The sequence below is a fragment of the Streptomyces sp. NPDC104106 genome (assembly GCF_055584345.1).
Genome location: NZ_JBVJMF010000015.1, coordinates 61110 through 83278, shown reverse-complemented (window position 1 = coordinate 83278; position 22169 = coordinate 61110). Strand labels below are relative to the sequence as shown.

The window sequence follows — 22169 nt, the reverse complement described above, 5'->3', positions numbered from 1 at the left end:
GGCTCACTCCTCCTGGGCGGCGCGCTCGTCGCCGATCCGTTCGCGCACCACGTCGAACTGTTTCATCCGGTCGAGCACGGCGTTTGCCGTCGGCCGTGCCATCTCGTCCACGATCCGTCCGTCGGCGAGGAAGAGCACCAGGTCTGCATGGGCGGCGGCGCCGGGGTCGTGGGTCACCATGACGACCGTCTGCCCGAGATCGTCCACCGCGCCGCGCAGGAAGCCCAGCACCTCCAGACCGGCCCGCGAGTCCAGGTTGCCGGTCGGCTCGTCGGCGAAGATCAGCTCCGGCCGGGAGACCAGCGCCCGCGCGCAGGCGACCCGCTGCTGCTGACCACCGGAGAGCTGGGCGGGCCGGTGCGCCAGCCGGTCCCGCAGGCCGAGCCGGTCGATCACCTGCTCCAGCCACCGCTCGTCGGGCGCGCGGCCGGCGATGGCCATCGGCAGCGTGATGTTCTCGACGGCCGTGAGCGTCGGTACGAGGTTGAACGACTGGAACATGAAGCCGATCCGGTCCCGCCGCAGCCGGGTCAGCTCCCGCTCCCGCAGCCCGGTGACCTCGGTGTCGCCGAGCCACACCCGGCCGGACGTCACGGTGTCGAGCCCCGCCAGACAGTGCATGAGCGTGGACTTGCCGGAGCCCGAGGGGCCCATCACGGCGGTGAACCGGCCGCGCGTGATGTCCACGTCCACCGCGTCCAGGGCGACGACGGCCGCCTCGCCGGCGCCGTAGGCCTTGGTGAGCCCCCGGGCGCGGGCCGCGAGCCCGCCGTCCGGCGCGCGGCCCGGCACGTGCCCCGCAGCAGGTGTGGACATGACCGCCTCCCGGTCGCTGTACCGCCCGTCCCGGCGAGCGTAGTCGTCACCGGTACCGCCCGTCCCGGGAGCGTAAGGGACGGCGTGCGTGCGGGACAGGAAGGCCGGCCCGGCGCCTCCGTGCTCCCTTGCCGTTGCTAGCGTTGTGGCGCTAGCGTCGAAGTATGGCCAAGACACAGCTGAACGTGCGCGTGGACGAGGGCACCGCCCGCGCGGCCCGGGAACGCGCCCTGGCACGCGGCATCAGTGTCAACCGCTACATCGAAGAGCTGGTCAGACAGGACACCGGGGAGGCGGGCCGCACGTTCGTGGAGGCCGCCGCCGACTTCATGAAGAGTTACGAGACCGTGTTCGCCGAGGAGTTCACCGAAACCCGGGGCCCCGGTACCGCCACCGGGGACGGCCGCTGATCCCTTGGACGAGCTCAGCATCGATCTCGCCTGGCTGCTCATGCTCGCCGAACAGCGCACTCCCGGGGACCCGCAGGTCACCGACTGGGGTGCGCTGATCGCCGCCGTCGCCCGGCACCGTGCCGAGATATTCGGCGTGCCCGTCTACGACGACCCGCACACCCGCGCGGCGTCCCTGCTCCAGCTGCTGATCCACGTACCGGCCCTGGAGCGCTCCAACGCCCTCTTCGCCTCGGCGGTCGCCTACGCCTATCTGGTCGCGAGCGGCGTCAAGGTCGTCACCACGGCCGAGCAGGTGCGCGACCTGGCCCGTCTGGTGAAGGACGGCTCGGCCGACGTGGAGGCCATCGCGCGGGAGCTGCGCAGGTGGAGCATCTGACGTGTGTCGTCGGACGGCGTGAGGGGGAGGGGCAGCGGCGGAGGGGGAGGCGGGGGCGGTCAGCGGGCCTCCGGCTCCCGCGGGCGCCAGGCGACGCCGAGCACGCCGTACGAGGTCGGCAGCTTCGGGCCCTTCTCCGGCAGCAACAGCCGCTGGTAGGGCCCGAGTTCGAAGCCCGACCCGCGCAGGGCGGCCACCGGTTCGCGCGCCACGTGACAGCCGCCGAACAGGGCGGGCCACACGGTGCGGTCAAGGGCCCGCTGGGTCAGCGTCATCATCCGGCCGCCGCCGCGCCCGTGTTCGAAGAAGCGCACCTCGCCGCCGGGCCGCAGCACCCGCCGCACCTCGGCGAGCGCCCGCGCCACGTCCCGCACGCTGCACAGCACCAGCGACAGCACCGCCGCGTCGTAGGCCTCGCTCTTGACGGGCAGCGCCTCAGCCGTCCCCGGCACGACGTCGACCGGTACCTGGGCGCGCAGCGCCGCATCCAGCGCCAGCTTGCGCAGCAGCGGCTCCGGTTCGATCGCGACGACCTCGGCGACGGCGGCCGGATAGCGGGCGAAGTTCAGCCCGTTGCCCGCGCCCACCTCGATCACCCGGCCGGACAGCCCGGCGAGCAGCCGCTCCCGCACCCCGGCCAGACCGAGCCGGGTCTCCGCGTCCACGCTGCACCGGGCGTAGAAGCGGGCGAACACCGGATGGTGGACGGGGCTCGGCGCGACCTTGCCGGAGGCGGAGGACAGCAACCGCATGACAACCTCCCGGAGCAGAACGGGCCTGGGAAGAGTGTCCCCCCTCCGCTGCGCCCGCACCCCCGCCGCGAAGCTCCACCCGCCGACCCCACCGGGGTTTCCGCCTGCGGACTGCGTCCCGGACGTCGCCCGGGGCTCCGCGTGTGCACCCCGCCAGGGCCTGCGCCCATGCCCGCTCGTGCCCCTGGCTCCGCGCAGGGAGCCGCCTGGAGACTGCCCATGCCCCGCCCACAGGACCGGCCGAGGCCTGTGCCCATGCCCCGCCCACAGGACCGGCCGAGGCCTGTGCCCATGCCCCGCCCACAGGACCGGCCGAGGCCTGTGTCCATGCCCCGCCCACAGGACCGGCCGAGGCCTGTGCCCATGCCCCGCCCACAGGACCGGCCGAGGCCTGTGCCCATGCCCGCCCACGGAGCCGGCCGGAGCCTGTGTCCCTGACCCGCCTGTGCCCCTGACCCGCCCAAGGAGCCCGCCAGGGCCCGTGCCCGCGGGCCCCGACTCGTCCATCCTTCCCTCCGCCTCGCCCTTCCCTCCGCCTCGCCCGTCCCTCCGCCTCGCCTCCGACCCGGCTTGTTACCGACCCGGCTCGCCACCGACCCTGCCGGCCGGCCGAGGCAGCGGTCGCTACCGCGTCACCCGGGCCCGGAACGCCTCCGCGTCCCACACGCCGTCCAGCCGTGGCGCGAGCCAGTCCGGTGCCGCCGTACGGAAGGCGCCCGGAGCCAACGCGCCGGCCCCGCAGGGGACCGCGCCGAGCAGGGGTGCCCCCGCCACGTCCGGCAGGTCGGTCACGTTGCAGCGGGAGGCGAGGTCGGGGGAGTCCGGCCAGCTGCCGATCACCACACCGGCCAACTCCACGTCGCGGCGCCGCAGTTCCCGGGCCGTCAGCTCGGTGGTGTTCAGCGTGCCGAGCCCGGCAGAGGCCACGAGCAGTACCGGTGCGCCCAGCAGCTCCGCCACGTCCGCCAGCGTGCCGCCGACCGCGTCGAACCGGACGAGCAGGCCGCCCGCCCCCTCGACCAGCACCAGGTCGTGCTCGGTGGCGAGCTTGGCCGCACGGTCGACCACCTCCCGCGGCCGCACCGGCGCCAGCCCGGCCCGCCGGGCCGCCGTACCCGGCGCCAACGGCTCGGGGAACCGGGCCGTCTCCATCGCCGTGACGGGTCCCGCGAGCCGCGCGACCTCGTCGGCGTCCCCGCGTTCGTCCGGGCCCACGCCCGTCTGCGCGGCCTTCAGCACGGCCACCGTACGCCCGGCCGCGAGCGCGGCGGCGGCGACCGCGGCGGTGGTGACGGTCTTGCCGACCTCCGTGCCCGTCCCTGTGATGACCAGTACCGTCATGTCATCCCTCCCGTGCCGCGGCGCACACCGCGCGCGCGATCCGTGCCACGTCCTCGTCCGGGGTGACGTACGGCGGCATCGTGTAGACCAGGTCGCGGAACGGCCGCAGCCACACGCCCTCGCGCACGGCGGCGTCCGTGGCGGCCTTCACGTCCACCTCGTGGTCGAGCTGGACGACCCCGATGGCGCCCAGGACCCGGACGTCCTTCACCCCGGCGGTCGTGAGCGCCGGCGCCAGCCCCTCGCGCAGGCCCGTCTCGATCCGCTTGACCTCGGACAGCCAGTCCTGTCCCAGCAACAGTTCGAGGGAGGCGCAGGCCACGGCCGCCGCGAGCGGGTTGCCCATGAACGTCGGGCCGTGCGCGAACACCGGCAGCTCGCCGCGCGAGATGCCGTCGGCGACCCGCGCGGTGCACAGCGTCGCCGCCAGCGTCAGATAGCCGCCGGTCAGCGCCTTGCCCACGCACATCACATCCGGGGCGACGGCCGCGTGGTCCGCCGCGAACAGCGCGCCGGTGCGGCCGAAGCCGGTGGCGATCTCGTCGAACACCAGCAGCACGTCGTGCGCGTCGCACGCCTCGCGCAACACCCGCAGATACGCGGGGGAGTGGAAGCGCATCCCGCCCGCTCCCTGCACCACCGGCTCCACGATCACCGCGGCCAGCTCGTCCGCGTGCCGGGCGATCAGCTCACGCAGATGGTCCGCGTACCCCTCCTCGTACCGCGCGGGCGGCGCGTCGGCGAAGACCTGGCGCGGCAGCACGCCGGACCACAGGTGGTGCAACCCGCCGTCGGGGTCGCACACCGACATCGGGTTCCAGGTGTCGCCGTGGTAGCCGCCCCGCCAGGTCAGCAGGCGCTGCTTGCGCGCGCGGCCGAGCGAACGCCAGTACTGCAGGCACATCTTCACGGCGACCTCGACCGACACCGAGCCGGAGTCGGCCAGGAAGACGTGCTCCAGACCGTCCGGCGACATGTCGACAAGGAGCTTCGCAAGCCGTACCGCGGGCTCGTGCGTGAGCCCGCCGAACATCACATGGCTCATCCGCCCCAGCTGCCGGTGCGCGGCCTCGTCGAGCACGGGGTGGCGGTAGCCGTGGATCGCCGACCACCACGACGACATGCCGTCGACCAACTCGCCGGAGCCGTCCGCGAGCCGCAGCCGGACCCCGCTCGCCGACTCCACGACGAGCGGTTCCTGACGGCCGGGCATGGGGCCGTACGGGTGCCAGACGTGCTGCCGGTCCAGGGCCAGCAGCTCGGGCACGCTCGGGCCGGTCCCCTCAGGCATTGGGCGCGAGGTCCGTTCCGGCGCCCCGCCGGCGGACGGCGACCAGGTCGGTGCGCGGCTCGTTCGCGGCCGGCGCGGCGGCCGTACCGCAGAGGTCCGCGCCCTCGTGCGCCCCGCAGACCGACCCGCACCCGGCGTCCTCGTGCGACCCGCAGCCGGCGCTCGCGTGCGATCCGCAGCCGCCGGTGTCCGCCGTCGCCCGGTGCTCCGGGAGGGTCACCTGGTCAGCGCCCTCCACCTCGAACCCGGCGTCCGCGATCATCTCCAGGTCGGCCCTGCCCGCCTGGCCCTCGGTGGTCAGGTAGTCCCCGAGGAAGATGGAGTTGGCCAGGTGCAGGGCGAGGGGCTGCATCGTGCGCAGGTGGACCTCGCGGCCGCCCGCGATGCGCACCTCGACGTCCGGGCACACGAAGCGCACCATCGCGAGGATCCGCAGGCAGCGCTGCGGGGACAGGTTCCACTCCTTGGCCAGCGGGGTGCCCTCGACCGGGATCAGGAAGTTGACCGGCACCGAGTCCGGGTCCAGCCCGCGCAGCGAGAAGACCACGTCGACCAGGTCCTCGTCGCTCTCGCCCATGCCCGCGATCAGCCCGGAGCACGCGGAAAGACCGGCCGCGTGCGCCTTGTTCACCGTGTCCACCCGGTCGGCGTACGTGTGGGTGGTGGTGATGTCCGCGTACGTCGCCTCGGACGTGTTGAGGTTGTGGTTGTAGGCGTCGGCGCCGGCCTCGCGCAGCCGCTCGGCCTGGCCGTCGGAGAGCAGACCCAGACAGGCGCACACCTCGACGCCCTCGTTCTGCTCCTTGATCGCCTTGATCGTGCCGGCGACCCGCTCCACGTCACGGTCGGTGGGACCGCGGCCGGACGCCACGAGGCAGACCCGCTTGGCGCCGCCGGCCAGTCCGGCCGCCGCCGCCCGGGAGGCCTCGTCGGGCTTCAGCCAGGTGTACTTCAGGATGCCGGTCTCGGAGCCGAGCCGCTGCGAGCAGTAGGAGCAGTCCTCTGGGCACAGACCCGACTTGAGGTTCACCAGATAGTTGAGTTTCACCCGTCGCCCGAACCAGTGCCGGCGCACCTTCCCGGCCGCGGCCACCACATCGAGCAGGTCGTCGTCGGAGGTGGCCAGCACGGCGAGCGCTTCCTCGCGGGTCGGCAGCTCGCGCCGAAGCCCCTTGTCCACCAGCGTGTTCAGCAGGTCCATGAGGTCCGATCCTGTCCTACGGGACCGCCCCGGGCCAAGGAGAGTTTGCACAACGGAGACGGTTCACCGTGTGGGTATTGCCACACCCTGGGCGGCTGGTCGTGCCGCTAGTGTCTGTCCGCTACCTACAAAAGCCCCGGAGGACCCATGGCGTTCGGCTGGATCGACGACCAGGCCGAGGCGCGCCGGCGCGCCGGACTCGTGCGGACCCTGCGCCCGCGCCCCGCCGACTCGCCCGTGCTGGACCTGGCGAGCAACGACTACCTGGGGCTCGCCCGCCATCCCGAGGTCGTCGAGGGCGCGGCCGGGGCGGCCCGCGACTGGGGCGGCGGCTCCACCGGTTCCCGACTGGTCACCGGCACCACCGAGCTGCACACCCGGCTGGAACGCGAGCTGGCCGGCTTCTGCGGCTTCGAGGCGGCCCTGGTCTTCTCCTCCGGCTACGCCGCGAACCTCGCCGCCGTCACGGCGCTCGGCCCGCACGGCTCGCTGATCGTCTCCGACGCGGGCAACCACGCCTCGCTGATCGACGGCTGCCGGCTCGCCCGGGGTGAGCGGCAGGTCGTCGGGCACGCGGACCCGGAGGCGGTGCGCAAGGCCCTGGCCGGGCACGCGGGTGCGGCGATCGTCGTCTCCGACACGGTGTTCTCCGTGGACGGCGACGCGGCACCGCTCGCCGAGTTGGCCGCGGCCTGCCGGGAGTACGGCGCCGGGCTGGTCGTGGACGACGCGCACGGGCTCGGGGTGCTGGGCGACGGCGGCCGGGGCGCGCCGTACGCGGCAGGGCTCGCGGGCGCGGCCGACGTGGTGGTCACGGCCACCCTGTCCAAGTCGCTGGGCAGTCAGGGCGGGGTGGTGCTGGGACCGGCGCGGGTGATCGACCATCTGGTCAACGCGGCCCGGACCTTCATCTTCGACACGGGCCTGGCCCCGGCGGCGGCCGGTGCGGCGCTGGCGGCGCTGCGGCTGCTCGCACGGGAGCCCGAGCGCGCGGCGCGGGCCCGCGAGGTGGCCGCGGAGCTGCACGCGCGGCTGACCGCCGCGGGTCTGGAAGCGGTGCGTCCGGACGCCGCGGTGGTCTCGGTGCGGGCTCCGTCCCCGGAGCAGGCGGTGCGCTGGGCGGCCGACTGCCGTACGGCAGGACTGGCCGTGGGCTGCTTCCGTCCTCCTTCCGTGCCCGACGGCATCTCGCGGCTGCGGCTGACCGCCCGGGCGGACCTGTCCGGGGCGGAGATCGAACGCGCTGTACGGGTGATCGGCGAAACGCGACCATGAGTCGGCGTGACACGGCCGTGCTTCACACCAGGCTGATTACAAGTGATCGGTTCTGATCAGAGGGCGGCGAGGAATCCGGCCCAGCTGCCGGCGCGGAACAGCAGCGCCGGCCCGGCCGGGCTCTTCGAGTCGCGCACGGCGAGCAGCCCGGCCCAGGGGCCGGAGCGCGGTCGCGCCGTCTCCACGCAGTTGTTGGCTCCCGTGCTGTAGCTGCTGCGCAGCCAGCGCACGTCGTGCAGGTCGGTACTGGCAGGAACGTTCCGAGGCGGTGCTGACATGGGGGGCGTGCCTCCTTACGCGCCGTCACCTATCCCGGCGATGTAGTCCAACGAGTCCTCGGGGGAAAGGGCGTGGAACTGAAGGGTGCTGAAGGCCTCGGAGTAGGCCATGAGGTCTTCTTTCCGTTCCAGGTAGAGGCTACTCGTCAATTGGTCCAGAACGACCACGTCAAGATCAGAAGTGCTCGGAAATGAGAAAATAACGAAAGGGCCGGTAAGGCCCACATGGGCCCCGGCCCCGAACGGCAGCACCTGCAGGCTCACTTGGGGCAGCCGGGCGGCCTCCGCCAGCCGCTCCAGCTGGCGGGCCATCACCTCCGGCCCGCCCACCTCGCGCCGCAGCACCGCCTCGTCCAGCACCGCGCACAGCTTCAGCGGAGGGCGCGAGCGCAGCACGTCCTGCCTGGCCAGCCGCACCTCCACCAGCGCGTCCAGGCGCTCCTCGTCCAGGTCGGGCACGGCCGCCCGGGTCACCGCGCGGGCGTACTCGGGGGTCTGGAGCAGCCCCGGCACCACCGTCGTCTCCAGGGTCCGCATCGCGCTCGCCTGCGACTCCAGACTGATGAAATCCCGGTAGGCCGGCGGCAGCACACCCCGGTAGGCGTGCCACCAGCCGTTCCGGTCGCCCGACCCCTCCGACCCCGCCAGCATCAGCAGCAACTCGCGGACATGCCCGTCCCGCACCCCGTAGGCGTCCAGCAGCGAGCGCACATCGGCTGGTTTCACCCCGCTGGCACCGGTCTCGATACGGCTCACTTTCGACTGGTGCCAGCCGACCAGCCGGGCCGCCTCACCACTCGTGAACCCAGCGCCGGTACGGAGCATGCGCAGTTCGGCGCCCAGTTTGCGGCGCCGCACCGCCGGCCCGTTCTGCATGGGCTCCTCCTTACTCCTTCCGGGCCGCCCGAATACGGTCTTCCGTCGTAGAGTTCACCGCTTCGGGCGACAGATATATGCATATCTTGGTGGATCGCTCCCCGTGACCGTCCGGTGATGGCAGTCTGACGAAGAAGCACCAGTCCGGGACCGTACTCGAACCAACCGCTCCTTGTCGGTGCGATCCCGCGGGAAAGGGACGACGTCTCCATGGCAGACCTTCTGGAAGCATCCGTCACTCTGCCGAGCGATCCCGCCTCGGTCTCCGCCGCACGCTCCTACGTCGTGGGCACCCTCGCGGAGTGGGGTCTGCCGTCGGACACCGAAGCGGCCGACACCGTCCGTCTCATCGTCTCCGAACTCGCCACGAACGCCGTACAGCACACCTTCGGACAGTCACCCACCTTCACGGTCGACATCGCGCTGGACCGTGACGAACAGCTGCGCATCGGCGTCACGGACAGTCATCCCCGCTTCCCGAAGAGACTGCCCGCCGCCGTCCAGCAGGACAATGGCCGCGGCATGGTCATCATCCGCTGGCTCACCGCGGAGTGCGGCGGCAAGCTCCGCGTCCGCCCGACCCGCGAGGGCGGCAAGACGGTCTCCATCGAACTCCCCTGGGTGGTCCGGGCGGTGCCCTGAGGCGGGGGAGTGCGCGGCATGCGACGGCGGCCCCGGGCCGCCCGTGGGCTTCAGGCGGGCACCGGGGCGGTGCTGAGTGCGGGGGAGCGGCCCCGCTGCTGGAGCCGTTCCCGGGGGCCGGACGGCGGGGTCAGCTGACCCGGCCGTACCAGACGCTCCGGGTCCAGATCTTCTGGAGCCGGACGACGTCTCCCGTCCTCGGAGCGTGCCAGATCTTGTCGTGGCCGGCGTAGATGCCGACGTGGTAGACGCTGGAACCCGAGTGGAAGAACACCAGGTCACCGGCCTTGCGGCTGCCGGCGGAGATGTGGCGCGTCGTGTTGTACTGCGCGGCGGCGGTGCGGGGCAGGGTCTTGCCCGCCTTCTTGAACGAGTAGAGCGTCAGCCCCGAGCAGTCGAAGCGGCGCGGCCCCGTGGCTCCGTACTGGTACGGGGAACCCTTCTTGGAGGCCGCGATCTGGAGCGCCTTCGTCGCGAGGCTCGCGGCCGAGGCGTCGGTGGCAAGGCCGGGGACCACGATCGAGCCGCCCACGGCGGCGAGGGTGAGGGCCGAGGCCGTACCGGCCCGGGCCATGAGCGACGGGACACGATTGAGCGCAGTCATGCGCAACCCTTCGTCAGCCGCCTGTGAAGGATGACCTGTCGGATTCGGGCTGGCGAAGGTGCCCGGCCGCGTTGCCGCGGCTTCACCCCAAGGGCCGCTCGGAGCCTGTCGGCCGTCTGCCTGTGAGGCACAGGCGAACGTCCGCTCCGGCGAACCCGTCTTGCTTGGGTCCTCCACTCCTGCCGATCCACTCCTTGTCGACCGGGCATCCGGGCGGCGGCAGGATTCGGCGTCCGCCCGGATCGCCCCGCCACAGCGGCGGGGGCTTGTCGTCAGTCAGGGATCTTCACCCACGGCAGTCGGAAAATCCCAACGGAACCGGGACTTTGTGGCGTTACTCACCACTCGCCCGATCGGGTGGACAGTGCGCCGATCGAGGCGCCGTCAGAAACCCTGCGTAGCCCCGGACCTGGGACGACGTATGCGCGGACGATCTTCCGACCCGCGCGGTGCGCAAGTCGGAAGTCCGAGAAAATGATCTGCATATACACCGGTCGGCGGTACGCCGTTCGGGCCGTTTGGGATCCGGTCCGAACCCTCCGTGTCGACGCGGTGGTTCGGTTGCACCCCTCGGGTGTCCGGATCAGCGGACGCCGTCCGGCGGGAGCACGACGCGCGCGGTACGGCGTTCTCCGTCCAGCACCCGAAGCGCCCGTGCCAGCGTGTCACCGTGCAGCTCCGTCTCGCCCCGCTGGTGCATCAACGCGAGGGCGTCGCGCAGCTCTGCGGCCTTGCGCACCAGGGCCTGAGCCGCACGCAGACCCCGGTACGTGTCGCCGTCGGCGGCCGGGTTGATCCTGCCCAGCAGGTCGGCCGCCTCCAGGTAACGGTCGATCAGGTCCCCTTCGGCGCGCGTCAGCGCGGGCAGCGGGGGCAGCTCCGGAAGCATCGTCGGCTCACCTCGCGTCCGGTGCGCCGGGCGTGCCGCGCCGGCTGGGCACGATGCCGTCCACCAGACCGTAGGCCAGGGCCGCCGGGGCGTCCAGGACCAGGTCCCGCTCCAGGTCCGCGTGCACCTGCTCCGCCGTGCGCCCGGTGTGCCGCGTCAGCATCTCCTCCGTCAGCGCCCGCGTCCGCGCCAACTCCTCCGCCTGGATGAGCAGGTCGCTGGGCTGGCCCCGCACCGGCTCGGGCAGTTGGGGCTGTTCCAGGACGATGCGCGCGCCGGGCAGCGTGAAGCGTTTGCCCGCGGTGCCGGCCGCGAGCAGCAGCGCGGCGTAGGAGACGGCCTGGCCCAGGCAGTACGTCGACACGTCGCAGCTGACGTAGCGGAGCGTGTCGTAGACCGCGGTCATCGCCTGGAAGGTACCGCCCGGACAGTTGACGTAGAGGGTGATGTCCCGCTCCGGGGCCGCGTGTTCGAGGTACATCAGCTGCGCCATCACGTCGTTGGCCGCCGTGTCGTCGAGCCGGGTGCCGAGGAAGACGATCCGGTCCTCGAAGAGCTTGCCGTACGGATCGAGCGTCCGCGTGCCGCTGCCGGTGCGTTCGGTGAACTCCGGAAGAACATAGCGGGCGATTGCGCGGGACATGGACATACCCCTCCTCATGGCACGGCCGCAGGTGCGGCTCGACTTCTGTAAAAAATGTACAGGACGTACGTGACGTTAGAATGGGGGTATGGGTTACGAGATTCCGGTGACGCAAGCCAGGGCAGAGCTCGCCGACCTGATCAACCGGGTGGTGTACGGCGGTGAGCGCGTCGTGGTGACGCGGCACGGAAAGCCGCTGGTCGCGCTGGTCTCGGCCGATGATCTGGAGCGGCTGGACGCCCTGGACGAGCCGGCCGAGGAGCAGCGGGTCGTCAGCTCGGTCTCGCGGATCCACGAGACCCGTTCCGCCTCGGGCGAACGGCAGCAGCGGTTCGGGATCGCCGCCGAGCACCGGGGTCCCGCCTCCTCCTGATCCGTGCGGATGAACGGGTAAGGCGTGGATCGTTCCGCGGTCATCGGATGATCAAGGTCTGGTTAACGTCGTTGAAACTCCGGCGAACTAGCCTGCCGATCCACGTCACCAGGGGTTTTTCTGCCCGGATTGTCGCTGACCTCGCGATATGTCCGTGTGTTAGACCTGTGCCGGTGGCTGCGGCAACCGGACCCCGCACGGTCCGGAGCGAGGACTGTGAGGTGGGACGTGCAACTGACCCCGCACGAGCAAGAGAGGCTGCTCATCCACGTGGCGGCCGACGTGGCCGAGAAGCGCCGGGCCCGTGGGCTCAAGCTCAACCACCCGGAGGCGGTCGCCCTCATCACGTCGCACATCCTTGAGGGCGCCCGTGACGGCCGCACCGTCACCGAGCTGATGTCCTCCGGCCGCAAGATCCTCACCAGGGACGACGTCATGGAGGGTGTCCCCGAGATGATCCACGACGTCCAGGTTGAGGCCACCTTCCCGGACGGCACCAAGCTCGTCACCGTCCACGAGCCGATCATCTGAGGGGCGCCGCGATGATTCCCGGAGAAGTTCTCTTCGCGGACGACCCGGTCGTCTGCAACGAGGGGCGCGAGGTCACCCGGCTGACCGTCCTGAACGCAGCCGACCGGCCCGTCCAGGTCGGCTCCCACTACCACTTCGCCGAGGCCAACCCCGGCCTGGAGTTCGACCGCGCCGCCGCCCGCGGCAAGCGGCTCGGCATCGCCGCCGGCACCGCCGTCCGCTTCGAACCCGGCATCCCCGTCGACGTCGAACTCGTCCCCCTCACCGGCGCCCGCGTCGTGCCGGGACTGCGCGGGGAGACCGCGGGTGCCCTCGATGCGAGCGACGCAGGCGGCGCCGCCGGGCAGCAGACGACCGACGACCTTCAAGAACGCCTCGCGGACCAAGACGGGGGCGCCCCCGGACGGGGTCTGGGGCAGAACGGAGCAGCCGGTGTCTGAGCTGTCCCGTCCCGCCTACGCCGATCTCTTCGGCCCCACCACCGGCGACCGCATCCGGCTCGCCGACACCGATCTGCTGATCGAGATCGAGGAGGACCGCTCCGGCGGCCCCGGCCGCTCCGGGGACGAGGCCGTCTTCGGCGGCGGCAAGGTCATCCGCGAGTCCATGGGCCAGTCCCGCGCCACCCGCGCCGACGGCACCCCCGACACCGTGATCACCGGCGCCGTCGTCGTGGACCACTGGGGCGTCGTCAAGGCCGACGTCGGCATCCGCGACGGCCGCATCACCGCGCTCGGCAAGGCCGGCAACCCCGACACCATGGACGGCGTCCACCCCGACCTGGTCATCGGCCCGGAGACCGAGATCATCGCCGGCAACGGCCGGATCCTCACCGCCGGGGCCATCGACGCGCACGTCCACTTCATCTGCCCGCAGGTCGCCGACGAGGCGCTGGCCTCCGGCATCACCACCCTGGTCGGCGGCGGCACCGGCCCCGCCGAGGGCTCCAAGGCGACCACCGTGACGCCCGGCCCCTGGCACCTGGCCCGGATGCTGGAGGCAATGGAGGCCTACCCGGTCAACGTCGGCTTCCTCGGCAAGGGCAACACCGTCAGCCACGAGGCGATGCTCTCCCAGATCCGCGGCGGCGCCGCCGGACTGAAGCTGCACGAGGACTGGGGGTCCACCCCGGCCGTCATCGACGCCGCGCTCACCGTGGCCGACCGGACGGGCATCCAGGTGGCCATCCACACGGACACCCTGAACGAGGCGGGCTTCGTCGGCGACACCCTCGCCGCGATCGCCGGCCGGGGCATCCACTCGTACCACACCGAGGGCGCCGGCGGCGGGCACGCCCCGGACATCATGACCGTCGTCTCGCAGCCCAACGTGCTGCCCAGCTCCACCAACCCGACCCGGCCCTACACCGTCAACACCGCCGAGGAACACCTCGACATGCTGATGGTGTGCCACCACCTCAACCCCGCCGTCCCCGAGGACCTGGCCTTCGCCGAGTCCCGGATCCGGCCGTCCACCATCGGCGCGGAGGACGTGCTGCACGACCTCGGTGCGATCTCGATCATCTCCTCCGACTCCCAGGCGATGGGCCGGGTGGGCGAGGTGATCCTGCGCACCTGGCAGACGGCGCATGTCATGAAGCGCAGGCGTGGGGCACTTCCCGGTGACGGGCGAGCCGACAATCGGCGGGTGCGGCGCTACGTCGCGAAGTACACGATCAATCCCGCGCTCGCCCAGGGCCTCGCCGCCGAGATCGGCTCCGTCGAGACCGGCAAGCTCGCCGACCTGGTGCTGTGGGAGCCCGCGTTCTTCGGTGTCAAGCCGCTCCTCGTGCTCAAGGGCGGGCAGATCGCGTACGCGCAGATGGGCGACGCCAACGCCTCCATCCCCACCCCCCAGCCGATCCTGCCGCGCCCGATGTACGGCGCGATCGGCCGCGCCCCGGCCGCCAACTCGGTCAACTTCGTCGCCCCGCTGGCGATCGAGGACGGGCTGCCGGAGCGGCTGCAGCTCGGCAAGCGGTTCGTGGCGATCGAGTCCACGCGCCAGGTCACCAAGGCCGACATGCGGGAGAACGACGCCCGGCCCGACGTACGGATCGACCCCGACAGCTTCGCCGTGCACATCGACGGCGAACTCGTCGAGGCGGCACCGGCGGCCGAACTGCCCATGGCCCAGCGCTACTTCCTCTTCTGAAGGCCGCACCATGTCAAGGGCAGCACTTCTCGTCCTGGCCGACGGCCGCTTTCCCGCCGGAGGGCACGCGCACTCCGGCGGGGCGGAGGCCGCCGTCAAAGCGGGCCGGATCACCGGTGCCGCGAGCCTGGAGGACTTCTGCCGGGGCCGGCTGCACACCGCCGGTCTCGTCGCGGGCGCGCTCGCCGCGGCCGCCGTACTCGGCGCGGACGCCGGGCAGTTGGACGCGGCGGCCGACGCCCGCACCCCCTCCCCGGCGCTGCGCGCCGCCGCCCGCCGGCTCGGCCGGCAACTGCTGCGGGCCGCCCGCGCGAGCTGGCCGTCCCCCGAACTCGACGCGTTCGCACGGCAGTTCCCCAAGGGCGCCCACCAGCCGGTGGTCCTCGGGCTGGCCGCGCGGGCGGCCGGCCTCACGCCCGAGGACGCGGCCCACTGCGCCCTCTACGAGAGCGTCAGCGGACCGGCGACGGCCACCGTACGGCTGCTCAGCCTGGACCCGTTCGACGCGACCGGCGTACTCGCGCGGCTGGCACCGGAGCTGGAGCGCGTGGCGGACCGGGCCGTGGAGGCGGCGCGCAGGGCCGCGGCCGAGGGCGCCGACGCACTGCCGGCGGCGTCCGGGCCACTGCTGGAGGTCGGCGCCGAGTGGCACGCGGCCTGGCCCGTACGCCTCTTCGCCTCCTGAAACCAGCCCGGCGCCCCCTGAACCGTGTCACACATTGGAGCCGCACCCATGCACCTCGACCACCCCCACTCCGGCACCGCCAGCGTCAGCGCGGACGCGCACCGGCCCGACGGCTCGCGCCGTGCGCTGCGGATCGGGCTCGGCGGGCCCGTCGGATCCGGGAAGACCGCGACCGTCGCCGCGCTGTGCCGGACGCTGCGCGACGAGTTGTCCCTCGCCGTCGTCACCAACGACATCTACACCCGCGAGGACGCCGAGTTCCTGCTCCGTGAGGCGGTGCTCCCGCCGGAGCGGATCACCGCCGTGGAGACCGGCGCCTGCCCGCACACCGCCATCCGCGACGACATCTCCGCCAACCTGGAGGCCGTGGAGGACCTGGAGGACGCGGTCGGCCCGCTGGACCTGATCCTCGTCGAGTCCGGCGGCGACAATCTCACCGCGACCTTCTCCAAGGGGCTCGTGGACGCGCAGATCTTCGTGATCGACGTGGCGGGCGGCGACGACATCCCGCGCAAGGGCGGCCCCGGCGTCACCACCGCCGACCTGCTCGTCGTCAACAAGACCGACCTCGCGCCGTACGTCGGCTCAGACCTCGCCCGGATGGCCGCCGACGCCAAGGCCCAGCGGGCCGAACTCCCCGTCGTCTTCCAGTCGTTGCGCGGCGGGAGCGGGGTCGCCGACGTCGCCGCCTGGGTGCGCGGACGGCTCGCCGCGTGGACGGCGTGACCACCACCGGCGTCCGGGCCCACGCACGGATCGCCGCCCGCGCCGACGGGCGCGGCGGCACGGCGCTGCCCGTGCTGGCCGGCGAGGGCCCCCTCGCCCTGCGCCGTGTCCGCGCCACCGGAGGCGAGGCCAGGGTCATGGTCGTCGGCGCGATGAGCGGCCCGCTCGGCGGCGACCGCCTCGCCCTCACCGTGAGCGTCGCCGAGGGCGCCCGGCTGCACGTCGGCTCGGCGGCCGCCACCATCGCCCTGCCGGGTCAGACCAAGGGCGAGGCCCGCTACGACGTCCGGCTCGACGTGGCCGAGGATGCCGAACTGCACTGGCTGCCCGAGCAGTTGATCTCCGCAGGAGGCAGCGATCTGCATGTCACCACCCGCGCCGAACTCGCCGCCGGCGCCCGCCTCGTCCTGCGCGAGGAGCAGGTGCTGGGCCGGGCCGGAGAGGAACCCGGCCGGCTCACCAGCCGGCTGACCGTACGCGTCGCGGGCCGGGCCGTCCTGGACCAGGAACTGGCCTGCGGCCCCGGCGCCCCGGGCGGCTGGGACGGCCCGGCGGTCCTGGCCGGACACCGCGCGGTGGGCCAACTCGTCGTCGTACGCCCCGAGTTCGCCGTAGCGCCGGTCCGGGCGCAGGTGCTGGGGGAGTGCGCCGCGCTGGTACCGCTGGCGGGCCCCGCGGCCCTGGTCAGCGCCGTCGCGCCGGACGCACTGCGGCTGCGGCGGCTGCTGGACGAGGCACGGGATCTGCTCAGCACGTGAGACGCCCCAGCGGTCGCGCGCCAGCGCGTCCACCGTCGGGCGGCCGATCTGTCCGCTCGCCCCGATCACCACAGCCTTCTTCATGGGCCGAGCCTAGGCACCCGGTGCCCCTGCCGGCAGGGGCCTTATGCCGTCGGCACAGCAGGTCAGCCGAGCGGCGCCCGCGGGAACCGGCGCTCCTTCCCGCCCTTCTCCGCGGTCTGCCGCTCCTTGACGACGGCCGCGTACTCGTCGACGTACTCCTGCTCGGAAAGGGTAAGGATGGCGTACATGATCTCGTCGGTGACGGCCCGCAGGACCGCCTTCTCCCGCTCCAAACCGGCGTAGCGGGAGAAGTCGAGGGGTTTGCCGAAGCGGATGGTGACGGGCCGGATGCGCGGGACGACCCGGCCGGGCGGCTGGGCCTCGAACGTGCCGATCATCGCGCAGGGGACGACCGGCACCCCCGCCGTCAGCGCCATCACGGCGACGCCGACCTTGCCCTTGTACAGCCGTCCGTCGTGCGAGCGCGTCCCCTCCGGGTAGATGCCGAGCAACTCGCCCTTGCCCAGCACCCCGAGGCCCTCCCGGATCGCCGCCCGACCGGCCTCCTTGCCCGAGCGGTCCACCGGGATCTGCCCGGCGCTGCGGAAGAAGAAGGCGGTGAGCCGGCCCTTGAGTCCCGGGCCCGTGAAGTACTCCGCCTTGGCGAGGAACGTGATGCGGCGCTTGAGGATCGCCGGCATCAGGAAGTGGTCCGAGAACGACAGGTGGTTCCCGGCGACGATCGCGGGGCCCGACGCCGGCACGTTCTCCAGCCCCTCGATCCGGGGGCGGAAGAGCAGCCTCAGCAGGGGGCCCAGCAGCACGTACTTGAGCAGGTGGTAGAACACGGCTCGCCCCTCACTCCGCCGGGCCGCGGCGGCACACCGATCGCGTCGGGACATGATCCCGGCTCCGGACCGCGCGCGGCTGCAGTGATACGTCAGTCATACGTAACCGCCTCGCAACCCCCTCATACCCACCCGCGCCCTCCACCGCCCACCGTCCGACCGGTCAGGCCGGCGCCGTGCCGCGGCGGTCGCGTCCGTGGGCCCCCTCCCGTACCCGCAATCACCCCCTCCCCGTACGACGGCCCCGACGCCCGGCACCGCGGCGGAGGCGCGTGGTGCTCGTGCCGGCCGTGCTGGTCGGGCTCTTGGGGGTGCGCGCGCTGGGGGCCCGGCGGGGTCGCGGGGCACGCGCTCCACATAGGCCAGGCGCATGCCGTCGCGCTCACCACTGCGGACGACGGCCACGGCGGCGACGGCCACGGCGGCGACGGGAGCGGACGGCGCCCGCGCCCCGCCCTCCCTGGCCGAAATCCAGCTCCTGCGGATCCAGAGCGCCCCGCCGGCCGCGCCCGCCCGTCCCTTTCGGCGCGGGCGTCGCGGTCGGCCCACGCGTCGTCGAAATCCCCTGAGGGCCACGGGAGTTCCCGTATGACCGTCCGTACCCCGCCCCGCACCCCGACCCGCCGTGCCGGACAGCTCGCCGTCGCCGCGAGCGCCGTCCTCTCCCTCGCCGCCTGCGGTGGCGGCAGCGGCGGCCAGGACGTCGCCTTCGCGCAGGACAGGGTGCCGCGCCACCGGCAGGCTCTGGAGATGGCGGCCGGCATGGACCACTCGGGGGGATCGGGCGCCGTCGAGATGGCCGGCGCCGAGAAGGCCAAGGGCGCCTACGACCCCGCCACCGCCATGGCTGACCCGCGGCGCGCGCGGCTCACAGCCGCACGATGACCAGGGCCGTGTCGTCGGTCGCGCCCCCCGGCGGCAGCAGTTCCAGCAGGACCGCGTCCGCGAGGCTCTCGGGGTCCTCCCCGCGGTGGCGCTCGAGCGAGTCGGCGAGCCGGGCCAGACCGGTGTCGACGTCCTCGTGACGGCGCTCGATGAGACCGTCGGTGTAGAGGACGAGCGTGGCGCCGTCGGTGTAGGAGGTCCAGGCCTGGGGGCGGGGGATCGGATCGGGGCGGGCGTCGAGCGGCGGGTCGGTGGCCTGGTCGAGGAACTCCACCCCGCCCTCGGCGTGGACGAGCACCGGCGGCGGGTGCCCCGCGCTGCTGTAGCTGATGGTGTGGTCGTCGAAGTCGATGAACGTCGCGACGGCGGTGGCCGATTCGGCGCCGTCGACGACGTGCGCGTACCGCCCCAGCACGTTCAGGGCCTCGCCCGGCCCGATGGCGACCCGGCAGGCGGCGCTCAGCGCGCTGCGCAGCTGGCCCATCACCCCGGCGGCCTCCAGACCGTGCCCGACCACGTCGCCCACGGCCACGCACATACGGTTGCCGCCGACCAGGTCCACGATGTCGTACCAGTCCCCGCACACGTTCAGCGCGCCGACCGCGGGCCGGTAGCGCACGGCGGCGTGATGGAGGCCGACCTGCCGGCGGGCGGGCAGCATCGCCTTCTGGAGGGCGAGGGCCACCTCGCGCTCGCGGGCGTGGGCCTTGCGCAGCTGCTCGTTGACCTCCTGGAGTTCGCGGGCGCGCGTGTACAGCTCGGCCTCCAGGACGCGGGTCCGGCTGCCAGTCGGGCCGCCGCGGGCCCGGATCAGCTCGGTGACCTCCTCGACCCGGTGCACCAGCAGCACCACCTTGCCGTCCGCCCCGAACACCGGGGAGTTGACCGGGCTCCAGTAGCGCTCCTCCCACTCCCCGGGCTGCTCGGGGTTCTCGACGTCGTACCGCTGGAGGGCCATGGTGTCGCGCTCGCCCGTGGCCGCCACCCGGGCCAGCGAGGCGGCCAGGTTGCGCATGCCGGAGGCGCCGGCGTTGTTCGGGTGGTCCGGGAAGACGTCGAAGAGGTAGCGCCCGACGACCTGGTCACGGCCGCGCCCGGCCAGCCGCAGGAACTCCGTGTTGGCGTCCACGACGACGAGATCCGGTGTCAGCAGCGCCACCATGCTCGGCAGCGCCTGGAACACCGCCGCGTAGTCGATGGCCGTGTCGTTCATGGCTACCGCCCGTCTGCCGGAGTCCCGCCATTTTCCCACCTCGTGCGGGGTATGCGCGTGCTTCGCGGGTCAGGCCGACGGCTCCGTCAGGGACTGCTCGGCCCAGATGACCTTCCCGCCGGGCACGAAGCGGGTCCCCCAGCGGTCGGTGAGCTGGGAGACCAGCAGCAGTCCGCGGCCGCCCTCGTCCGTGGTGCGCGGATGGCGCAGATGGGGCGCGGTGGCGCCACCGTCGGAGACCTCGCAGATCAGGGCCCGGTTCTTGACCAGTCGGAGCCGGATGGGGCCCTGCGCGTGCCGCATGGCGTTGGTGACCAGCTCGCTCACGACCAGTTCGACGGTGAACGCCAGGTCCCCCAGACCCCACTCGTCCAGCTGCCGGGCCGTCTCCTTGCGGGCGTCGGCGACCACGGCCGGGTCGGCGGGCAGTGCCCAGTCGGCGACCTGGTCGGCGCCGAGCAGCCTGGTGCGGGCCATCAGCAGGACCACATCGTCGTGCGGCCGGTCCGGGACCAGGGCGTCGACCACGGCGCGGCAGCGCACCTCCAGCGAGGCGGCGGGCTGTGCCAGGGCGTGGCGCAGCCGGTGGCGGTCCGCGTCGTCCGTCCGGGCACCGTCCCGGTGGGCCAGCAGCCCGTCGGTGTGGAGGGCCAGCGTGCTGCCCTCGGCCAGGGTCAGCTCCACCGCCTCGAAGGGCGGGCCGCCCACGCCGAGCGGCGGGCCCTGCGGGACGTCGACGCACACGACGGTGCCGTCGGGCAGCACGACGCAGGGTGCCGGATGGTCCGCGGCGGCGATGGTGCACTGCCCGTCGACGGGGTCGTAGACGACGTACACGCATCCGGGGCCCGTCGCCCGGGTGCCGCGGGCGGGTGCGGCCGGGGGCTGCAGTCCCTCCTCGCGGAGCGTGCGCGCCACCAGGTCGTCGAGGTGCGCGAGGACCTCCTCGGGCGGCAGGTCCAGCGCCGCGAGAGTGCGTACGGCGGTGCGCAGCCGGCCCATGGCCGCGGCGGCGTCGATCCCGTGTCCCGGCACCTCGCCCACGACGAGGGCGACCCGCGAGCAGGACAGCGGGATCAGGTCATACCAGTCCCCGCCGAGGCCGGTCAGCTCGTCGGCCGGCCGGTAGCACGCGGCCACCTCGACCGCCTCCTGGTCCGGCAGCCGGCGCGGCAGCAGGCTGCGCTGCAGGACCAGGGCCGCGTCCCGCTCACGGGTGTAGCGGCGGGCGTTGTCCACGCAGACCGCCGCCCGCGACACCAGGTCCTCGGCGAGATTGAGGTCGTCGGCGTCGAACGGTTCCTGGCGGCCGCGCCGGAAGAAGGAGGTCACGCCCATCGTGACGCCCCGCGCGCGGATCGGGACGATCATCACGCTGTGCAGGCCCAGCTCCAGGAAGGTCGCCTCCCGGCCGCCGGGGATGTCCGTGGCCCACTCCTTGCCCAGCGGGTCGAGCCGCTCCTCGCGCCAGGACCGGCCCGTGGTCAGCGCGCGGATCGGCGGCGATCCGGCGAGATAGGTGGCCGCCTGTCCGATCTCCACGACGGCCTCGGGGATCCCGGCGTTCACCGACTGGTGCCCGGCACGCCGCAGCCGTACCTCGTCCGTGTCCCGCAGCGGCCCCGGCTGGGGCTCCGCGCCCCGCAGCACCGACTCCAGCAGGTCCACGCAGACGAAGTCGGCGAAGTCCCGTACCGCGACGTCGGCCAGTTCCTGCGCGGTCCGGACGATGTCCAGGCTGCCGCCGATCTGCTCGCCCGCCCGGTCGAGCAGGTCCAGCCGCTGCCGGGCGCGGTGCCGGTCGGTGATGTCGACGACCGTGTAGTACACGCCGATCGGGCGGCCCCGGTCGTCGTCGAGGCGGGTGAACGACATCATGTGCGCCGTCTCCCGGTGCGGCGCGGCCCGCACCCGGCCCACATGCTCGTACCCGACCACGGGCCGCCCGGTCTTCAGCACCCGCCGCATCTGCGCTTCGATGCCCCCGGCGTCGATGCCGGGCTGGATCTCGGCGAGCCGCCGCCCCAGCCGTTCGTCCGGGCAGCCCCCGCCGAACCGCTCCAGGGCCGCGTTCGACCAGACGCACCGCAGATCGGTGTCCACGATCGCGATGCCGACGGGGGAGTCGGCCACCATCTGCTCCAGCACCGCGCGGCTCATGTCCCAGCCGCGGGCCCCGGACGTCTCGCACAGCAGGACCAGCCAGTGCGGCGCACCGCCGGCTTCCACCGCGTGGGTGATCCGCGCCATCACCCTGACCGGTTGCCCGTCCCGCCGCACGGCGGTCAGCAGCCCCGCCCAGCCGCCGTTCCTGCGGCACCGCTCGGCCAGTTCGGGCACCCGGGCGGCGTCCTCGTCCGACAGCAGGGCGCTCGCCCGCCTGCCCACCACCTCGGCGGCGGGGTAGGCCAGCAGCCGCTGGGCCTCCGGTGTCCAGCTCGCCACCACGCCCCGCGCGTCGAGCAGCAGGGGCGCGGCATCGGCCACGTCGAACCCCCGGCGGTCGACGTCCTGCTCCTCGTGCGTACTCACGGCCGACCTCTCTGTCGCTGAGAGTGGTCTACCCCCTCCTAGG

General features: G+C 73.1%; 25 protein-coding genes and 1 pseudogene. 13 read left to right on the top strand and 13 right to left on the bottom strand.

Going from position 1 to position 22169, the window contains the following annotated elements; genetic code table 11:
- Nucleotides 1-3: 3 nt before the first annotated feature.
- Nucleotides 4-816, bottom strand: coding sequence for an ABC transporter ATP-binding protein (locus ACZ60X_RS30345; RefSeq protein WP_469605137.1), 813 nt, complete (start codon nucleotides 814-816; stop codon nucleotides 4-6).
- Between the two features lie 164 nt (nucleotides 817-980).
- Here ACZ60X_RS30345 and ACZ60X_RS30340 point away from each other — a divergent pair, with 164 nt between their 5' ends.
- Together ACZ60X_RS30340 and ACZ60X_RS30335 are read left to right on the top strand one after the other, a co-directional pair.
- Complete coding sequence (locus ACZ60X_RS30340) at nucleotides 981-1226, top strand: toxin-antitoxin system HicB family antitoxin (RefSeq protein ID WP_469605135.1); 246 nt, start codon at nucleotides 981-983, stop codon at nucleotides 1224-1226.
- Between the two features lie 4 nt (nucleotides 1227-1230).
- Nucleotides 1231-1605 (top strand): fic family toxin-antitoxin system, toxin component, encoded by a 375-nt coding sequence (locus tag ACZ60X_RS30335; RefSeq protein WP_469605132.1) that lies wholly within the window; start codon nucleotides 1231-1233, stop codon nucleotides 1603-1605.
- Nucleotides 1606-1664: 59 nt separating this feature from the next.
- Here ACZ60X_RS30335 and ACZ60X_RS30330 read toward each other — a convergent pair whose 3' ends face one another.
- From ACZ60X_RS30330 to bioB, 4 genes are all read right to left on the bottom strand, one after another.
- Nucleotides 1665-2357: a class I SAM-dependent methyltransferase gene (locus tag ACZ60X_RS30330; RefSeq protein ID WP_469605130.1), complete on the bottom strand. Its 693-nt coding sequence runs from the start codon at nucleotides 2355-2357 to the stop codon at nucleotides 1665-1667.
- 624 nt (nucleotides 2358-2981) lie between these two features.
- A complete protein-coding gene (gene bioD, locus ACZ60X_RS30325) occupies nucleotides 2982-3698 on the bottom strand; it encodes a dethiobiotin synthase (RefSeq protein WP_469605127.1) in 717 nt (238 codons plus the stop codon).
- A 1-nt stretch (nucleotide 3699) separates the two neighbouring features.
- Nucleotides 3700-4989, bottom strand: coding sequence for an adenosylmethionine--8-amino-7-oxononanoate transaminase (locus ACZ60X_RS30320; RefSeq protein ID WP_469605124.1), 1290 nt, complete (start codon nucleotides 4987-4989; stop codon nucleotides 3700-3702).
- Nucleotides 4982-6190, bottom strand: coding sequence for a biotin synthase BioB (gene bioB / locus ACZ60X_RS30315; protein WP_469605121.1), 1209 nt, complete (start codon nucleotides 6188-6190; stop codon nucleotides 4982-4984). Before bioB ends, ACZ60X_RS30320 begins: the two co-directional genes overlap by 8 nt.
- 147 nt (nucleotides 6191-6337) lie before the next feature.
- Here bioB and ACZ60X_RS30310 point away from each other — a divergent pair, with 147 nt between their 5' ends.
- Complete coding sequence (locus ACZ60X_RS30310; RefSeq protein WP_469605118.1) at nucleotides 6338-7465, top strand: 8-amino-7-oxononanoate synthase; 1128 nt, start codon at nucleotides 6338-6340, stop codon at nucleotides 7463-7465.
- A 56-nt stretch (nucleotides 7466-7521) separates the two neighbouring features.
- On the opposite strand, the gene ACZ60X_RS30305 is transcribed toward ACZ60X_RS30310, so the two are convergent.
- Nucleotides 7522-7743 (bottom strand): DUF397 domain-containing protein, encoded by a 222-nt coding sequence (locus ACZ60X_RS30305; RefSeq protein ID WP_469605114.1) that lies wholly within the window; start codon nucleotides 7741-7743, stop codon nucleotides 7522-7524.
- A 15-nt stretch (nucleotides 7744-7758) separates the two neighbouring features.
- Nucleotides 7759-8619, bottom strand: a complete 861-nt coding sequence (locus ACZ60X_RS30300; RefSeq protein WP_469605112.1) for a helix-turn-helix domain-containing protein — start codon at nucleotides 8617-8619, stop codon at nucleotides 7759-7761.
- Nucleotides 8620-8829: 210 nt separating this feature from the next.
- On the opposite strand from ACZ60X_RS30300, the gene ACZ60X_RS30295 reads away from it, so the two are divergent.
- A complete protein-coding gene (locus ACZ60X_RS30295) occupies nucleotides 8830-9261 on the top strand; it encodes an ATP-binding protein (protein ID WP_469605109.1) in 432 nt (143 codons plus the stop codon).
- A 130-nt stretch (nucleotides 9262-9391) separates the two neighbouring features.
- Here the strand turns inward: ACZ60X_RS30295 and ACZ60X_RS30290 are convergent, their stop codons facing one another.
- From ACZ60X_RS30290 to ACZ60X_RS30280, 3 genes are all read right to left on the bottom strand, one after another.
- A complete protein-coding gene (locus tag ACZ60X_RS30290; RefSeq protein WP_469605106.1) occupies nucleotides 9392-9865 on the bottom strand; it encodes a C40 family peptidase in 474 nt (157 codons plus the stop codon).
- Between the two features lie 583 nt (nucleotides 9866-10448).
- Complete coding sequence (locus ACZ60X_RS30285; RefSeq protein ID WP_469605104.1) at nucleotides 10449-10754, bottom strand: hypothetical protein; 306 nt, start codon at nucleotides 10752-10754, stop codon at nucleotides 10449-10451.
- A 7-nt stretch (nucleotides 10755-10761) separates the two neighbouring features.
- Nucleotides 10762-11397: an ATP-dependent Clp protease proteolytic subunit gene (locus ACZ60X_RS30280; protein WP_469605102.1), complete on the bottom strand. Its 636-nt coding sequence runs from the start codon at nucleotides 11395-11397 to the stop codon at nucleotides 10762-10764.
- Nucleotides 11398-11485: 88 nt separating this feature from the next.
- Between ACZ60X_RS30280 and ACZ60X_RS30275 the strand changes: the two genes are divergently transcribed.
- From ACZ60X_RS30275 to ACZ60X_RS30245, 7 genes and pseudogenes are all read left to right on the top strand, one after another.
- Nucleotides 11486-11770: a type II toxin-antitoxin system Phd/YefM family antitoxin gene (locus tag ACZ60X_RS30275; RefSeq protein ID WP_469605100.1), complete on the top strand. Its 285-nt coding sequence runs from the start codon at nucleotides 11486-11488 to the stop codon at nucleotides 11768-11770.
- A 228-nt stretch (nucleotides 11771-11998) separates the two neighbouring features.
- Nucleotides 11999-12301: an urease subunit gamma gene (locus ACZ60X_RS30270; protein WP_469605098.1), complete on the top strand. Its 303-nt coding sequence runs from the start codon at nucleotides 11999-12001 to the stop codon at nucleotides 12299-12301.
- A gap of 11 nt (nucleotides 12302-12312) precedes the next feature.
- A pseudogene (locus tag ACZ60X_RS30265) lies at nucleotides 12313-12621 on the top strand (urease subunit beta); the annotation flags it as partial.
- Between the two features lie 112 nt (nucleotides 12622-12733).
- Nucleotides 12734-14455 carry an urease subunit alpha gene (locus ACZ60X_RS30260; protein ID WP_469605096.1) on the top strand — a complete coding sequence of 574 codons (1722 nt, stop codon included), beginning with the start codon at nucleotides 12734-12736 and terminating at the stop codon, nucleotides 14453-14455.
- Between the two features lie 10 nt (nucleotides 14456-14465).
- The gene (locus ACZ60X_RS30255) at nucleotides 14466-15140 is read left to right on the top strand and encodes an urease accessory protein UreF (RefSeq protein ID WP_469605094.1); all 675 of its coding nucleotides are present in this window, start codon (nucleotides 14466-14468) and stop codon (nucleotides 15138-15140) included.
- Between the two features lie 48 nt (nucleotides 15141-15188).
- The gene (gene ureG / locus ACZ60X_RS30250; RefSeq protein ID WP_469605092.1) at nucleotides 15189-15866 is read left to right on the top strand and encodes an urease accessory protein UreG; all 678 of its coding nucleotides are present in this window, start codon (nucleotides 15189-15191) and stop codon (nucleotides 15864-15866) included.
- Nucleotides 15863-16624 (top strand): urease accessory protein UreD, encoded by a 762-nt coding sequence (locus ACZ60X_RS30245; protein ID WP_469605441.1) that lies wholly within the window; start codon nucleotides 15863-15865, stop codon nucleotides 16622-16624. The genes ureG and ACZ60X_RS30245 overlap by 4 nt, the downstream gene beginning before the upstream one ends.
- A gap of 146 nt (nucleotides 16625-16770) precedes the next feature.
- Here the strand turns inward: ACZ60X_RS30245 and ACZ60X_RS30240 are convergent, their stop codons facing one another.
- The gene (locus tag ACZ60X_RS30240; protein WP_469605090.1) at nucleotides 16771-17496 is read right to left on the bottom strand and encodes a lysophospholipid acyltransferase family protein; all 726 of its coding nucleotides are present in this window, start codon (nucleotides 17494-17496) and stop codon (nucleotides 16771-16773) included.
- 370 nt (nucleotides 17497-17866) lie between these two features.
- Between ACZ60X_RS30240 and ACZ60X_RS30235 the strand changes: the two genes are divergently transcribed.
- Complete coding sequence (locus tag ACZ60X_RS30235; RefSeq protein WP_469605087.1) at nucleotides 17867-18088, top strand: DUF6153 family protein; 222 nt, start codon at nucleotides 17867-17869, stop codon at nucleotides 18086-18088.
- Nucleotides 18085-18381 carry a hypothetical protein gene (locus ACZ60X_RS30230; protein ID WP_469605085.1) on the top strand — a complete coding sequence of 99 codons (297 nt, stop codon included), beginning with the start codon at nucleotides 18085-18087 and terminating at the stop codon, nucleotides 18379-18381. Before ACZ60X_RS30235 ends, ACZ60X_RS30230 begins: the two co-directional genes overlap by 4 nt.
- Here the strand turns inward: ACZ60X_RS30230 and ACZ60X_RS30225 are convergent.
- Together ACZ60X_RS30225 and ACZ60X_RS30220 are read right to left on the bottom strand one after the other, a co-directional pair.
- Nucleotides 18365-19594: a PP2C family protein-serine/threonine phosphatase gene (locus tag ACZ60X_RS30225; protein ID WP_469605080.1), complete on the bottom strand. Its 1230-nt coding sequence runs from the start codon at nucleotides 19592-19594 to the stop codon at nucleotides 18365-18367. The two genes, ACZ60X_RS30230 and ACZ60X_RS30225, sit on opposite strands and share 17 nt — an antisense overlap.
- Before the next feature lie 69 nt (nucleotides 19595-19663).
- Nucleotides 19664-22126 (bottom strand): SpoIIE family protein phosphatase, encoded by a 2463-nt coding sequence (locus ACZ60X_RS30220; protein ID WP_469605077.1) that lies wholly within the window; start codon nucleotides 22124-22126, stop codon nucleotides 19664-19666.
- Nucleotides 22127-22169: the final 43 nt, after the last annotated feature.

What these genes read in the sequence shown, in the direction of transcription:
- ACZ60X_RS30345 (WP_469605137.1), bottom strand. Translation starts at nt 816, where the DNA reads ATGTCCACACCTGCTGCGGGGCACGTGCCGGGCCGCGCGCCGGACGGC.
- ACZ60X_RS30340 (WP_469605135.1), top strand. Translation starts at nt 981, where the DNA reads ATGGCCAAGACACAGCTGAACGTGCGCGTGGACGAGGGCACCGCCCGC.
- ACZ60X_RS30330 (WP_469605130.1), bottom strand. Translation starts at nt 2,357, where the DNA reads ATGCGGTTGCTGTCCTCCGCCTCCGGCAAGGTCGCGCCGAGCCCCGTC.
- bioD (WP_469605127.1), bottom strand. Translation starts at nt 3,698, where the DNA reads ATGACGGTACTGGTCATCACAGGGACGGGCACGGAGGTCGGCAAGACC.
- ACZ60X_RS30320 (WP_469605124.1), bottom strand. Translation starts at nt 4,989, where the DNA reads ATGCCTGAGGGGACCGGCCCGAGCGTGCCCGAGCTGCTGGCCCTGGAC.
- bioB (WP_469605121.1), bottom strand. Translation starts at nt 6,190, where the DNA reads ATGGACCTGCTGAACACGCTGGTGGACAAGGGGCTTCGGCGCGAGCTG.
- ACZ60X_RS30310 (WP_469605118.1), top strand. Translation starts at nt 6,338, where the DNA reads ATGGCGTTCGGCTGGATCGACGACCAGGCCGAGGCGCGCCGGCGCGCC.
- ACZ60X_RS30305 (WP_469605114.1), bottom strand. Translation starts at nt 7,743, where the DNA reads ATGTCAGCACCGCCTCGGAACGTTCCTGCCAGTACCGACCTGCACGAC.
- ACZ60X_RS30300 (WP_469605112.1), bottom strand. Translation starts at nt 8,619, where the DNA reads ATGCAGAACGGGCCGGCGGTGCGGCGCCGCAAACTGGGCGCCGAACTG.
- ACZ60X_RS30295 (WP_469605109.1), top strand. Translation starts at nt 8,830, where the DNA reads ATGGCAGACCTTCTGGAAGCATCCGTCACTCTGCCGAGCGATCCCGCC.
- ACZ60X_RS30290 (WP_469605106.1), bottom strand. Translation starts at nt 9,865, where the DNA reads ATGACTGCGCTCAATCGTGTCCCGTCGCTCATGGCCCGGGCCGGTACG.
- ACZ60X_RS30285 (WP_469605104.1), bottom strand. Translation starts at nt 10,754, where the DNA reads ATGCTTCCGGAGCTGCCCCCGCTGCCCGCGCTGACGCGCGCCGAAGGG.
- ACZ60X_RS30280 (WP_469605102.1), bottom strand. Translation starts at nt 11,397, where the DNA reads ATGTCCCGCGCAATCGCCCGCTATGTTCTTCCGGAGTTCACCGAACGC.
- ACZ60X_RS30275 (WP_469605100.1), top strand. Translation starts at nt 11,486, where the DNA reads ATGGGTTACGAGATTCCGGTGACGCAAGCCAGGGCAGAGCTCGCCGAC.
- ACZ60X_RS30255 (WP_469605094.1), top strand. Translation starts at nt 14,466, where the DNA reads ATGTCAAGGGCAGCACTTCTCGTCCTGGCCGACGGCCGCTTTCCCGCC.
- ureG (WP_469605092.1), top strand. Translation starts at nt 15,189, where the DNA reads ATGCACCTCGACCACCCCCACTCCGGCACCGCCAGCGTCAGCGCGGAC.
- ACZ60X_RS30235 (WP_469605087.1), top strand. Translation starts at nt 17,867, where the DNA reads ATGCCGTCGCGCTCACCACTGCGGACGACGGCCACGGCGGCGACGGCC.
- ACZ60X_RS30230 (WP_469605085.1), top strand. Translation starts at nt 18,085, where the DNA reads ATGACCGTCCGTACCCCGCCCCGCACCCCGACCCGCCGTGCCGGACAG.
- ACZ60X_RS30225 (WP_469605080.1), bottom strand. Translation starts at nt 19,594, where the DNA reads ATGAACGACACGGCCATCGACTACGCGGCGGTGTTCCAGGCGCTGCCG.